Origin of the sequence: Stenotrophomonas sp. PD6 (assembly GCF_049199305.1) — a bacterium.
Lineage (GTDB): Bacteria > Pseudomonadota > Gammaproteobacteria > Xanthomonadales > Xanthomonadaceae > Stenotrophomonas.
Genome location: NZ_JBLZQD010000001.1, coordinates 365,243 through 380,404, shown reverse-complemented (window position 1 = coordinate 380,404; position 15,162 = coordinate 365,243). Strand labels below are relative to the sequence as shown.

General features: G+C 68.5%; 2 protein-coding genes. Both read left to right on the top strand.

What is annotated here, in order from left to right; translation table 11 throughout:
- The first annotated feature begins 122 nt into the window (after positions 1-122).
- Positions 123-11,468, top strand: coding sequence for a DUF7507 domain-containing protein (locus ACOZHM_RS01500; protein WP_421567179.1), 11,346 nt, complete (start codon positions 123-125; stop codon positions 11,466-11,468).
- Complete coding sequence (locus ACOZHM_RS01495; RefSeq protein WP_421567178.1) at positions 11,465-15,154, top strand: hypothetical protein; 3,690 nt, start codon at positions 11,465-11,467, stop codon at positions 15,152-15,154. The genes ACOZHM_RS01500 and ACOZHM_RS01495 overlap by 4 nt, the downstream gene beginning before the upstream one ends.
- Positions 15,155-15,162: the final 8 nt, after the last annotated feature.

The window sequence follows — 15,162 nt, the reverse complement described above, 5'->3', positions numbered from 1 at the left end:
GCAACGTGCAGTGTTTCAGCGGAGGGCAACCGTTCCGCCCCGATAGACACTTCATCCAGGCGGTTCCTTGAGGCGATTCGCTCGGGAACCCGGCTGGAGACGTGTTGCCACGGGGAGACCGAGTGAGGAGCCGCGACCGCGACCACAAGGCGGGCGAAACGCTGGGAGCACGCGCGGAATTCTGGTGCTGGCTTCCGGCGTGGTTGCTGGTGCTGGCGTTGCTGTCGTGGCATACGCCGGGCCTCGCCCAGACCGTGGTGCAGAACGCGGCCAGCATTCAACCCCCCAGCGGCCAGGCAGACGCGAATCCCGGCGACAACACGGCCACGATCAACGTCCAGGTGTACGCAGCCACCGTGGCCAAGTCCGGAAGCCCGGCGGACGACGTGCCGGTCGCGCCGGGCGACACCATCGGCTTCACGGTGACCGCGACGGTGACCGGCAACGCCACGGCCACCGACGCCGTATTCACCGACACGCTGAGCACGGGCCTGACCCTGGTGGCCGGTTCGCTGCCTGCGGGCTGCAGCGGCAGCGGCCAGGCGGCGTTGTGCACCTTGCCGGCGGGAAGCGCGCCAGGCATCTACAACTGGTCCTACCAGGCCACGGTGAATGCCGACGCCAGCGGCACCGTGAGCAATACCGTGACGGGTGGGCAGGGCTGCACGGCGGGCGGCACCTGCACGGTCACCCATCCGGTCTACTTCAGCCTGGTGTTGGGCAAGTCTTGGGAAAACGGTCGGGCGGGCGACAGCGTCGACCTTGAGATCGCCGGCAGCGCCGATGAGGTCATCGTCCTCGCCGGCGGCAGCTCCACGCCGGGCGGAACCACCACCCAGGCGCGGGCGGCGGTGGCGCCAGGCGTAGTGGCGACCCTCATCGAGCGATTCGTGGCCGGCGATGCCGCCGATTACAGCACCGCGATCAACTGCGCGCGCAACGACAACGGCGCTGCGATTCCCGTCAACGGGGCCGGCCTCAACCGCAGCATCGTCATGCCCACCGATACCGGGGTGACCTGCGAGTTCGTCAACAGCCGGACCCAGGCCAGTCTGACCCTGGTCAAGCAGTGGGCAAATGCACGCGTGGGCGAGACGGCCACAGTGTTGTCCGCCGGCTTCACCAACGATGCCAGCAGCGGGCTTTCCACCTCCACCGGCAACAACACCACGACGGGTGCGCCGGTCATCGCGTTCGCGGGCGACAGCGGCAACCTCGGCGAAACCCTGAGCAACGCCGCCAACTACGATGCCACCCTGGCCTGTACGGGCAATGCCAACCCGCTTGCCGGCGTCACGCTCACCATCGCGCCGACCGACACGGCCATCACCTGCACGCAGACCAATACCCGGCGCCAGGCCACGCTGGTGCTCAGCAAGACCTGGGTGAACGGGCTACCGGGCGACACCGCCACGGTAACCAGCAGCGGCTTTGAGAACCCCGCGACCAGCGGCCTCTCCACCTCGACCGGCAACAACACCACGATCGGTGCCGGAGTGGTCGTGTACGCGGGCGAGTCCGGCAGCATCACCGAAGTGTTGAGCAACGCGGCGAACTACGACAGCACGCTGGCCTGTACCGGCAACAGCGTGCCGCTCAGCGGCACCACGCTGACGATAGACCCGGCCGACACGGCCATCGCCTGCACCCAGACCAATACGCGCCGCGAGGTGAACCTGACCCTTCGCAAGAGCTGGGTGGACGCGGCCGTGGGCGAAACGGTGGACGTGAGTGCGACCGGCAGCACCACCTCGCCGATCACGCTGAACTCGGTGGCCGACAGCGCCACCGAGACCGACACCGGCACTGCCGTGCCGGTGTTCGTGGGCGAGACCCTCACCCTGACCGAGGCCTTCGCGGTGCCCGGCAACGCCGCCAACTACACCAGTGCATTGGCGTGTACCGGCAGCGGCGGGCTGAGCGGCAACACGCTGGTAGTGGGGCAGGGCGACAGCAACATCGTCTGCACCTTCACCAACACCCGCCCGCAGACCACGCTGCAGCTGGTCAAGGTCTGGGCAGCGGACAGCCGCAATGGCGATGTGGCCCAACTCGGGGCAACCACCGGCCTGCAGAACAACACCAATGCGTTTACGTCCACTGCGTCGGTGGGCGCCAACAGCACGACAGTGCCCGTGTTCGTCGGCGAACAGGCCACGTTGCCGGCCGAAACGATGAGCGGGGCGGTGCTGGCCAACTACACGGTGGCCGTGAGCTGCACCGGCGGCACCTTGGGCGGCGCCGACGGCAAGGTCGCCAACACGCTGGACATCGTCCCGGCCGATGCCGGCACGCCGATCGTCTGCACGTACACCAACACGCGCACCGCCACCACGTTGACCCTTCAGAAGACCTGGCTCAACGGCCTGCCCAATGACGAAGTGACCATCGTCGCCACCGGGCTTGCTCCGTTGTCGTCCACCGCCACGGGGGGCGCCACCGAGACCGACACGGGCCCGGCACAGACGGTCCACGCCGGCGATGTCATCAGCCTCACCGAATCCTTCAGCTCGGTGACCTCCAACCTCTACACCACCACGCTGTCGTGCACCAACACCAGCGGCCTGGTGGTGAACGACCCCACCACCGGAACGCTCACGGTGGGCCCCAACGATGGCCCGATGACCTGCACCTACGTCAACGACCGCCGCAGCGCCGAGCTGGTCGTGCGCAAGGTGTGGAGCGGCGGCCCGCCCACCACCGTCACCATCCCGGGCAGCAGCGGCTTCACCAACAACACCCCGGGCTTCACCTCGACCTCGCCGGGGCCGGACCAGGTGGGCCCGGTGACGGTGTACGCGCTCGAGAATGGCAGCCTGGGCGCGGAGAGTTTCCCGGGTGGCAACGGCGGCGACTACACCAGCACGGTGACCTGCGACGGCACCGACACCAACCCCGCCAACGGCCTGCTCATCGCCATCGCCGATGCGGGCAGCACCATCACCTGCACCTACAGCAACACCTTCGTGCCGCGTGCGACGCTGGACCTGCAGAAGACCACGACCGTCACCAGCGTCACCGCGGTGGGGCAGGTGGTGCCGTACACGATCACCGCGACCAACACCGGCAACGTACCGATCAGCAACGCCACGGTGGTGGACCCGTTGATCGCCGGCAACCTGGTCTGCACGCCGGCCATCCCGGTGGCGTCGTTGGCACCTGGCGCCACCATCACCTGCACGGGCAACTACACGGTCACCCAGGGCGACATCGACCGGGTCGGCAGTGGCGACGGGATCAACGACGATGTCATTACCAACACCGCCGATGTGGAGGGCACCGATCCGGATGGCAACACCGTGGGCGACAACACCAGCGTCGACACCACGCTGCCATCGCAGCGCTTCGTAGCCGAGTTCACCAAGACGCCGAACCTGGCCGATGCCAACAGCAACGGCACGGGCAGCGTCGGCGAAGTCATCAGCTACAACTTCACGGTCACCAACGCCGGCAACACCACCATCCAGAGCGTGACCATCGCCGATCCTGGCCTGCCGGGGCTCAACTGCCCGCCGGGCGGCCCGTTGGCGCCCGGACAATCGGTCACGTTCGGCACCGCGCCGCCGGCGGACATCGCCTGCACCGGCAACACCCATACCATCACGCAAGCCGATATCGATGACCGCGGCGGTGGCGACGGCGACATCGACAACACCGCCACCGGTACCGCCGTGGCGCCGGGGGGAGGAAGCACGACCGGCGATGCCACCTCCAGCGTGCCGCTGGATCCGCCTGCGCCGCAGCTGGTGTTGGACAAGACCGCCAGTCCCACCCGGGTCACTGCCGCCGGACAGGTCGTTACCTACACGTTTACGGTCAGCAACCCAGGCAACGTCAGCATCGACAACATCAGCGTGACCGACCCCAAGAGCGGGCTCAGCGCCATCGTCTGCGTACCCGCGGCGCCGTTCACGTTGGCCCCTTCCGCAACCGCCACCTGCACGGCGACGTACACCGTGACCCAGAGCGACATCGACGGCAACAACAGCATCAGCAACACCGCTACCGCCGCTGGCGACTTCGACGGCACTCCAGTGGGTGACAGCGACAGCGTGGCGATCAATGTGGACCACGGCACGGTCGGACCGCAACTCATCAAGATCGCCAGCCGTACCTCGGTCAGTGCGGTGGGTGACCAGATCAGCTACACCTTCCGCGTCAACAACCCGTCCAGTGTCACCCTGATCAACCTGCAGATCACCGACGACACGCTGCTCGGCAACGGGCTGTCGTGCACGCCCATCGCCAGCCTGGCGCCGGGGACCAGTGCGGACTTCACCTGCACCGGCAACACCTACACCGTGCAGCAGTCGGACATCGACAACCAGGGCAACCCGGTCAACGACACGCAGGTGATCCACAACGACGTCACCGGTACAGCGCAGTACCAGATCGGCACCAACCCGGTAGTCACGGTCACCGACGTGGCCAGCGCCGATGTCGCGCTGCCGCAGCGCACGACCGGCATCTTCCTGACCAAGGGCGCGGACGTGGCCTCGGTGAGTGGGCCCAACCAGCCGATCACCTATACGTTCTCGGTGCAGAACACCGGCAACGTCACACTGTTCAACGTGGTTGTCACCGACCCCATGCTGCCATCGCTGTCGTGCCCGCCGCTGTCCAGCCTTGCGCCGGGTGCGCTGGTGGTGTTCAGCGGCTGCACCGGCCAGGTCTATACGGTCACCCAGGCCGACATCGACAGCGGCAGTACCGACAGCCTGCCGGGCAACGGCCAGATCGACAACGTGGCGACGGTGGTGGCCGATACGCCGGTCGCGGGCGGCACCGTCACCGATACCGGCGAGCACCAGGTGAACCTGCCGGTGCGCGGCCCGCAGATGACCCTCGTCAAGAGTGCCGATGTCGCCTCGGTGACGGCGCCGGGCACGATCAACTACCGCTTCACCGTGAGCAACACCGGCAACGTGACGATCGAGGACGTCACCGTGAACGACCCGGCGTTGAGTCTGTCCTGTCCCACTGTCGACCTCGCACCGGGGCAGACCGTGGTGTTCGGCGGCACCGGTGCGGACGTGGTGTGCACCGGTACCACCCGCGTAGTGACGCAGACGGAAGTGGACACGTTCAACGTGATCAGCAACGTGGCCACGGCCGATGGCACCTCGCAGGCCGGCGGGGCGATCAGCCGCACCGGCGCACTGGACATCCCGGTGGTACGCAGCCCGGCGTTGGGCCTGACCAAGGTCGCCAACGTCAGCCAGGTGGCCCGTCCGGGCGACCCTATCGTCTACACACTGACGGCCACCAACAACGGCAACAGCACGCTGACCAACGTGAGTGTCAGCGACCCGATGCTGCCATCGCTGTCCTGCTCGCCGGCGATTCCGGTGGCGGCGTTGGCGCCGGCCGCCACCATCACCTGCCAGGGCACGTACATCAGCACCCAGGCCGACTTCGACAGCAATGGCGGCGGTGACCAGGCGATCGACAACACGGCAACGGCCAGCAGCGATGTGACCAGCACCACGGCCAGCGCGCAGGTCGCGCTTCCGCTGCCGCAGCAATCGCTCGCGATCGACAAGACCGCCGGCACGCCTACCGTCAACCTCGGGCGGGATGGGGCGGTGACCGACGCCGGCGACACCATCACCTACACCTTCGTGGTGACCAACACGGGCAACCAGAGCCTGTCCGCGCTGGCGGTGATCGACACCAACCTCAACGCCGCCGCGACCTGCGACAAGACCACGCTGACCGCCAGCGGCCCCGACGCGGTGGCTACCTGCACCGGCGTGCATACCATCACCCAGGCGGAGATGGACAATGGCACCGTCACCAACACCGCCACCGCCGAAGGCACGCCGCCCGGAAGCGCACGCGTGAGCTCCTCGCCCGATTCGGCCGTGGTCACCCTGGCGCCGCAGCCGGTGCTGGTGCTCGACAAGACGGCCAGCGCGCCCACCATTGCCGGCGGCGCGCTGCCGGCGGTGACCGATGCCGGCGATACCATCAGCTACAGCTTCGTGGTCACCAACAACGGCAACGTCACCCTCAACAACATCACCGTGGCCGACCCACTGCCGGGCATGCCGCCGATCACCTGCCCGCCGGGGCAGCTTGCGCCGGGGGCCAGCACCACCTGTTCGACGGTGGTGTACACGATCACCCAGGCGAACCTGGACGCCGGGGTGGTCACCAATACGGCGACCGGGCAGGGCACGCCACCGTCGGGGCCGAATGCCACCGGGGAGGACACCACGACCACGCCGTTGACTGCCGGCCCGACGTTCACCCTGGTCAAGACCGCCAACCCGACCACTTACAGCAGCGTCGGCCAGTCCATCAGCTACAGCTATGGGGTGACCAATACCGGCAATGTCACCCTCAACACGCTGGCGTTGAGCGACGACCGCATCGCCAGCGTGAGCTGCCCGGTGACCACGCTCGCACCGGGCGCGAACACCACCTGCACCGGCACCTACCTGATCACCCAGGCCGACCTGGACGCCGGCAGCGTGACCAACACCGCCACGGCCAGCGTGGTGCCGGCGCAGGGCAGCGTGGGCCCGGCTACCGCGCAGGCCACCATCACTGCGGTGCAGACCCGTACCCTGGCACTGGTCAAGAGCAGCACCGCCACCAGCTTTACTACAGCCGGCGCGGTGCTGCCGTACAGCTATCGGGTCACCAACACCGGCAACATCACCCTGACCGATCCGGTGACGATCACCGACGACCGCATCGCGGCCGTGAGCTGCCCGGCGCTCCCCGCCGGCGGCCTGGCCCCGGGTGCCAGCGTGACCTGCACGGGCAGCTACACCGTGACCCAGGCCGACCTGGATGCCGGCAGTGTGACCAACATCGCCACCGCGCAGTCCGGCCCAGTGAGTTCGGGGCCGTCTACCGTCACCATCACCGGCAGCCAGCAGCCTGCGTTGGGCCTGGACAAGACCACCACCACGACCCGCTTCGACAGCGTGGGCGACACGCTGGCGTACAGCTACCGGGTCACCAACACCGGCAACGTGACCCTGACGGCGCCGATCACGATCACCGACAACCGCATCGTCGCGCCCAACACTGTGGCGTGCCCGGCGCTGCCCGCCGGCGGCCTTGCACCCGGCGTCGAGCTGGTCTGCACCGCCACCTACAGCGTGACCCAGGCCGATCTGGATGCCGGCAGCGTGACCAACACCGCTACCGCCAGCTCCGGCGGCACCACCTCCGGGCCGGATTCGGTGACGGTCACCGGCGTGCAGAATCCGGCGCTGGGCATGGCCAAGGTGGTCAGCAACGCGCCCACGCCGGTGGTGCTCAACAGCGTGATCGAATACACCGTCACCGGCACCAACACCGGCAACACCACGCTGACCAACATGGTGATCAGCGACAACAAGATCACCCCGGCCAGCACGACCTGTGCCAGCGTGGCACCGGCCGGCACCTGCGTGCTGGTAGGCACCTATACCGTGACCCAGGCCGACGTGGATGCCGGCCAGGTGCTGAACATCGGCAGCGGCATCTCCGATACCACGCCGCAGACACCGTCGCCGCCGACCATCACGCCGGTGCAGCAGGTGCGCGGGCTTACGTTGGACAAGGCCAGCACCACCGCGACGTATGCGGCGGTGGGCGAGGTGCTCAGCTACACCTATCGGGTGACCAACAGCGGCACGGTCACCATCACCAGCCCGATCACGGTCAGCGACGACCGTATCGTGGCACCGGCCACCGTGAGCTGCCCGGCGTTGCCGGCGGGCGGCCTGGCCCCGGGCGCCAGCCTGACCTGCACCGCCAGTTACCCCGTCACCCAGGTCGACCTCAACCAGGGCAGCGTGACCAATACCGCGACCGCGACCGATGGCACCAGCACCTCGGCGCCCGACAGCGTGACGATCACGGCCACGCAGCTGCCGTCGATCACCCTGGACAAGCGCGCCAGCGTGGCCGACAGCAATGGCGACGGCATCACCGGCGACGCGGGCGACGTGATCACCTACACCTTCAGCGTGACCAACACCGGCAATGTACTGCTCTCGCCCGTGACCGTGGTCGATCCGCGCCTGCCGGGGCTGGGCTGCACCGTGCTGGCGCTGCCGCCGGGCACCACCACCACGTGCACGGCCAGCAACAACACGTACACCATCACCTTCTCCGACGAGACCGCCACGTCCGTGGTCAACACCGCCACCGCCACCGGCGATGCGCCGGGCAGTGCGCCCGACGCGACCGCGACCGACACCGAAACCACGCCCACCGCCATCACCCCGGCCGCGATCACGGTCAGCAAGAGCGCTGCGCCCGCGTCGGCAACGCAGGTCGCACCGGGCGACGTGGTGCAATTCACGCTCACCAGCACCGTCGCCAACAACGAACTGCACGAAGCGCTGACCCTCACCGATACGCTGGGCGACGGCTTCACGTTCGTGGCCGTCACCAGCCCCGGTGCATACGCCTGCAACGCGGCCAACCCGCTGGTGTGCACGTTGCCGGCCGGCACCGCTGCCGGGACCTATGCGGTGGTCTACACCGCGCGGGTCGATGCCGATGCCACCGGCACGCTGCGCAATGCCGTGGTCCCGACCAAGCCGGCCGGGGTGGACCCGCCGCCGGTCTGCCAGAGCTGCAGCACCGAACACCCGGTGGTGCCGTCGACCGCGACGGTGAGCAAGAGTGCCGTTCCGGCCAGCGGCAGTTTCGTGCAGCCCGGCCAATCCATCACGTACACCGTCACGACGGTGGTGGCCGGTTCGGCCACCACCCAGCCGCTCATCCTCAACGACCAGCTCGATGCCGGTCTGGGCCAGGTCAGCGGGGTGGCCGCAGGCGCCTACAGCTGCAGCGGCAACCTGGCCTGCATCCTGCCGGTCGGCACGCTGCCGGGCAGCTATCCGCTGGTGTACACCGCCACCGTGGCGGCCGATGCCAGCGGCACGCTGCGCAACGTGGTCACGGCGATCAACCTGCCGGGCGGCGATCCGGATCCCACCTGCGTGCAGTGCAGTACCGAGCACATCGTCGAACAGCCGGCCCTGGAGACCGCCAAGCGGCTGACCGGCAACACCGATCCGAATGGCGCGGTCGCCACGGGCGACACGCTGACCTACAGCGTGACCGCCACCAACACCGGCAACGTGGTGCTGAGCGATGTCACCATCGACGATCCCCTGATCACGCCCAGCCGTGTCGTCTGCTCCAGCGTGGCGCCGGGGGCAGGGTGCACGCTGACCGGCACCTACGTGGTGACCCAGGCCGACACCGATGCGGGCACGGTGGACAACACCGCCACCATCACCGCGCAGCCCGGTCCCGGCGGCAGCGCGTTGCCGCCGGCGGTGTGCCCACCGGGTTCGGCCGACGCCCGCTGCCGGCCGGTACTCAACCTGCCGATCAATCGTCGCCCGGCGCTGGCCACCACCAAGACCGCCACGCTCAGCGTCGACCGCGGCACGCCCGGCAAAGGCAACGCCGATGACGTGGTGACCTATGCAGTCACCGCCACCAACACCGGCAACGTGACCCTGGACCAGCTGGTGATCCAGGACACCCTGCAGGGCGCCGCGCCCACCGTGCTCAGCTGCGCGCCCACCCAGCTCGCCCCGGGCCAGAGCGCCACCTGCGCCAGCTATGACCACACCATCACGGAGGCCGATGCCGGCGTGGACGGTGGCCAGTTGACCAACACCGTGCTCGCCACGGGCCAGCCCACCGGTGCCGGGCTGGCCACCGCGACGGCGACCGCCGCCGCCGTCATCGCGGTGGAGAACGCGCCAGCCGACATCCGCCTGACCAAGGTCGCCAACGTGCGCGAGGTGAAGGTGGGTGACCTGGTGCGCTACACGCTGACCGCGCAGAACGTGGGCGACATCGACCTGGTGGACGGCTATCTGATCGACACGCCCGCACCGGGCTTCACCTACGTGGAGGGCTCGCTGCAGGGCGACGATGACGATCATTCGGTGACCGCCAGTGGCCGCGCGCCGCTGCGCATCAACGACCTGGACATTGCCGCCGGCAACACCGCGCGCATCACGTACCTGATGCGGGTCGGCGCCGGCGTGCGGCCGGGCACGCTGATCAACCGCGCGCAGGCCTTCGCACCTACCGACAAGGCCGCCTCCAACGTGGCCACCGCCGAAGTGGTGACCGGCAGCGATCCGCTGCTGGATGACAGCCTGATCATCGGCAGCGTGTTCGACGACCGCGATGGCGATGGTTGGCAGGACAGCGCTGCGTTGACCGGGCTGAAGGCGCAGGGCGGTTTTGCCGCCGACGCCTATATCGCTGGCAGCACCACGGTTGATCGGGGCAGCGGGCCGCAGCCGGTGGCCGATGCCAGCGCGCCGCTGCTGCATGGGCTGGCGCTGGGCGAGCTGGCGGGGCGCAGCAGCGAGGCGGCGCCTGCAGGCACCATCGTGGTGCGCCAGCGCCTGCGCGAACCGCGCTTCACCGACAACTTCGTGCTGACCAACCGGCAAGGCGTCAGCGTGCACCTGGCCGCCGACGGCACTGCCCGCGAGCAACGCGAGGGCGATGCCGCCAAGGGGCTCACCGCCGCCGAGCCGCGCGTGACCCGCAAGGTGATGCGGGGCGAGGGCGGCTACCTGGTGGACTACGTGATCACCAACACGGGCATCGACGAGATCGGCATCCCCGGTGTGCGGATCGGTTCGGTGGAAGGCCTGCTGATGGAGACCGACCAATTCGGGCGCTACCACCTGGTCGGCGTCTCCGGGGGCGGCCTGGCGCGTGGGCGCAACTTCATCCTCAAGGTCGACGCGGCCACGTTGCCGGCCGGTACCACGTTCGTCACGCGCAACCCGCTGCTGCGCCGGATCACCTCCGGGGTACCGACGCGCTTCGATTTCGCGGTGACCCTGCCGACCACGGCGCTGGAACAGCAGCGCGAGGTGGAGATGGTGCTGGGTGAAGTGTTCTTCGCGCCGGACAGTGCCCAGATCGCGGAACGCTACCAGCCGGTGATCGCGAAGATGGCCGAACAGGCACGCGGGCAGGGCGAGGGTGAGATCGTGATCGCTGCCAACGGTGGCAGCGAGGCGCTTGCGCTGGATCGGGCCAACGCCGTGAACCAGGCGCTGCTCAAGGCGCTCGGCAACGACAGCGCGGCGCTGCGCGTGGTCGTGCGTGCCGATGTCGACGACCCGGCCACGCTGCTGGTCGGCGTTGACCAGGGCGGTGCATTGGTAGGCACGGTGCTGTTCGATACCGACAGCGCGAACATTCGACCGGCCATGCAGCCGCTGCTGGCGCGCATCGCCCAGCAGCTGGAGCGGCGTGGCGGCGGGCGCGTGCTGATCGTCGGCCACGCCGATGTGCGAGGTGCCGCAGCCTACAACGCGCAGCTCGGCCTGCGCCGCGCCGAAGCGGTCTACGCGGCGCTGCGTGAGCACCTGAGTCCAGCCGTGCGCGACAAGGTCCAGGTGGACAGCAGTGACGACCCTGCCGCGCCGCTGGATGCCCGCCCGGGCGCGGGAGCGGCACGATGAAGCCGCACCTGCTCAGTGGCGCCCTCGCGACCCTGCTGGCCGGCATGGCAGCCGGTGCACACGCGCAGCAGGCGCAGGAGCCGCTGCCGGCTGCGCCGGCGCAGACCCCGCCGGTCAGCTGCGGTGAACAGGACTGCCACGAAGGCGATGGCCTGCTCCTGCGCATCCGCACCCGTGGCAAGACCGAGCCGGTCACTCAAGGCACAGACGCGCAGTCCGGTTCGGACGCATTGCAGCCCGACCGCCGCGTCACGATTTCGGCGCCGCCGCCGGGCCATGCCGTGGCGACGGGCCGGTTCAATGTGCGGCTGCCCAGCGGCGGCGTGCTCTGGGCCACCGAGGATCCCAACCTGGGACAGCCGGAGCTGTCGGCGTCGGCGCCGTCGCTGGTCGCCTTCGAGAACGGGCGGATCCAGAAGCCGGTGCCGTTCTACGTGCGGGGCAACTACGGCGACTTCATCGAGCGCATGGAGATCCTGGTCTACCGCGCCACCGACGTGGACCTGATCGCACCGCTGGCGCGCATTCCGGTCGAGGTGTCGGCGGTCGCCCAGGTGGAATGGGACGGCACGTTGCCCGCCGACGAACCCTTCCGTGCCGGCGATGAACTGCTGTATGTGGTGCGCGCCTATGGCCGCAACGGCATCTTCGACGAGACCGTCGCGCAGCGGCTGCAGCTGGTGCGTCCGATCGAGGCCGACAGCCAGCTGCGTGGGCTGCGCAGCCAGGTCGAGCGCAGCCAGGGCACCGCGCTGGGCATCGACCAGGCCCTGCAGCAGAGCCTGATCGACACCGCCTTCGCCGCCAATGGCCTGCGCCTGCAGAACATTCCCATCTACGGCTCGCGCATCCGCATTACCGGGCGCGACATCCCCGAGTCCACCTCGCTCACCATCAACGGCGCCTCGTATCCGGTGGATCTGGAGCGGAAGTTCGTTGCCGAATACCTGGTGCCGGTCGGCCTGCACCGCTTCGACATCGCCGTGCGCGGCGGCCGGGAGGCGCTGGAGCAGCATCACACCCTGGAAGTGGATGTGACCGGCAAGTACTTCTATGGCATCGGCCTGGCCGATGTGACCATCGCCCAGAACAACGTGAGCAGCGCCACCGCGCCGTTCGCCGTGGACGAACGCTACAGCGACGATGTAATCAGCGACGGCCGGCTGGCGTTCTATGCCAAGGGCAAGGCGCGCGGCAAGTACCTGATCACCGCACAGGCCGACACCACCGAACAGGACATCGAGCACCTGTTCGACGGCTTCACCGAGGCGTGGCCGCAGGATATCTTCCGCCGGCTGGACCCGGACCTGTACTACCCGACCTACGGCGACGATTCCACCACCTACCGCGACGTGGACAGCATGGGCCGCTTCTACGTGCGCGTGGACTGGGACAAGAACCAGGCGCTGTGGGGCAACTTCGCCACCGGGCTGACCGGCACCGAATACGCCCAGTACGTGCGTTCGCTGTACGGCGGTGCGGTGAGCTGGCGCTCGCAGGCGATCAATCCGTGGGGCGATCCGCGCAGCGCGCTGCGCGTGTTCGGCGCGCAGGAGCAGACCGCGCCGGGCCACAACGAATTCATCGGTACCGGCGGCAGCCTGTACTACCTGCGCAACACCGACATCCTGCCCGGTTCGGACCAGGTGGTACTGGAGATCCGCGACCGCACCACCGGCCGCGTCGAGAAGCGCATCACCCTGCAGCGCGGCGCCGACTACGAGATCGATGAACTGCAGGGCCGTCTACTGCTGACCCGGCCGCTGAGCCAGGTCACGCGCGAGAACATGCCCACGCTGACCCGCGACAGCCCGCTGGACGGCTACCAGCAGCACCTGCTGGTGGATTACGAATGGCTGCCGTCCGGCTTCGACGACGGCGAACTGACCGCTGGCCTGCGCGGCCGCCAGTGGATCGGCGACCACGTGGGCGTGGGTGCGACCTATGTGGACGAGAATCGTGACGGCCAGGACTACACGCTGGCGGCCGGCGACCTCACCCTGCAGGCAGGCAAGGGCACCTACCTCAAGCTGGAGTACGCGCACACCGAATCGTTCGGCGTGCCGTCGTTCTTCTCCGACAACGGCGGCTTCACCTTCATCCGCAGCAACAGCACCGACCCGCACCGCGAAGGCGATGCCAAGGCGGTGGAAGGCCGGGTCAACTTCCGCGAGCTGGGCTGGAGCACGCTGGACTGGAGCGCCGGCGGCTGGTGGCGGGAGACCGACCCGGGCTACTCCATTGCCCGGCATGACACCGGACTGCCGGTGACCGAATACGGTGCCGAGGTACTCGGGCGCATTACCCGCGAGCTGGGTCTGTATGCCCGCTACAGCAAGGCCGAGAGTGGCGACGAACAGCTCACCCAGGCCCAGGCGACGCTGGAATGGCGGCCGGACGACTGGAACACGCTCAGCGGCGAGCTGCGCCGGGTGGAGGAGGGCAGTATCCGCGACCCGGCCGCCGGCTTGCTGGGGGCGGTGAAGTACAGCCACCGCTTCAGCACCGCACTGGAACTGTATGGACTGCTGCAGGGCACGCTGGATGACGACGGCGGCCGCTATGAGGACAACAACGCGGTGGCGGTGGGTGGCAACTATCTGCTGGACGACCGGGCCAGCGTGGGCGCCGAGGTGAGCAGCGGCGATCGCGGCGATTCGGCCACGGTCGATGCCGAGTACAAGCTGGACGCGGATCACTCGCTGTACGGCGCGTATACCTATTCCACCGACACCACCGACTACGAATCCCTGTTCAATCCCACCCGCCAGAACGGCTGGACGCTGGGGCAGCGCTGGCGGCTGTCGAGCCGGGCGAACCTGTTCAATGAAAGCCAGTTCCTGAAGGAACCCGACCAGTCCGGGCTGGCACATACCGTGGGCATGGACTTCTATCCGGCGCAGGGCTGGAACCTCGGTTTCACCCTGCAATCGGGCGACCTGGACACAGTGGAGGGCGGGCACGTGGACCGGCGCGCGGTGAGTGTCAGCGGCGGGCGTACCTCGGCCGACACCGACTGGCGCAGCAAGGTGGAGTGGCGCAAGGACACCGGCAGCGAACGGCGCGAGCAATGGGTCACCACCAACCGGCTCACCCATCGCTTCAACGACAGCTGGCGCATCGCCGCGCGGTTGAACTATTCGCGCACCGACGACGCCCTCAACGCACTGGCCGGCGCGCGCTTCTGGGAGGCCAACGTCGGCTTCGCCTACCGGCCCTGGAACAGCCAGCGGTGGGCGCTGTTTGGCCGCTACACCTACCTGTACGACCTGGCCACCGAGGCACAACTGGGCGGTGCCGACCAGGACCAGAAGACCCGTATCCTGTCCTTCGAGGGCGTCTACAAGCGCGACACGCACTGGGAACTCGGCGCCAAGCTGGCCCGGCGCGAAGGCGAAGTGCGGCTTGGCCGTGGCAGCGGGCCGTGGTTCGACTCGGCCACCACCTTCAGCGCGCTGCAGGCGCGCTACCAGGTGCACGGCAAATGGTATGCACTGGGCGAGTACCGCTGGCTGGACGTCGACAATGGCGGCACGCAGTCCGGCGCGCTGGTGGGTGTGGACCGTGATATCGGCGAAAACTTCCGGTTGGGCGTGGGCTACAACTTCACCCGCTTCAGCGACGACCTGACCGACTTCGACTACGACCACGAAGGCTGGTTCCTCAACATGGTCGGCACTTACTGAGGGCGCGC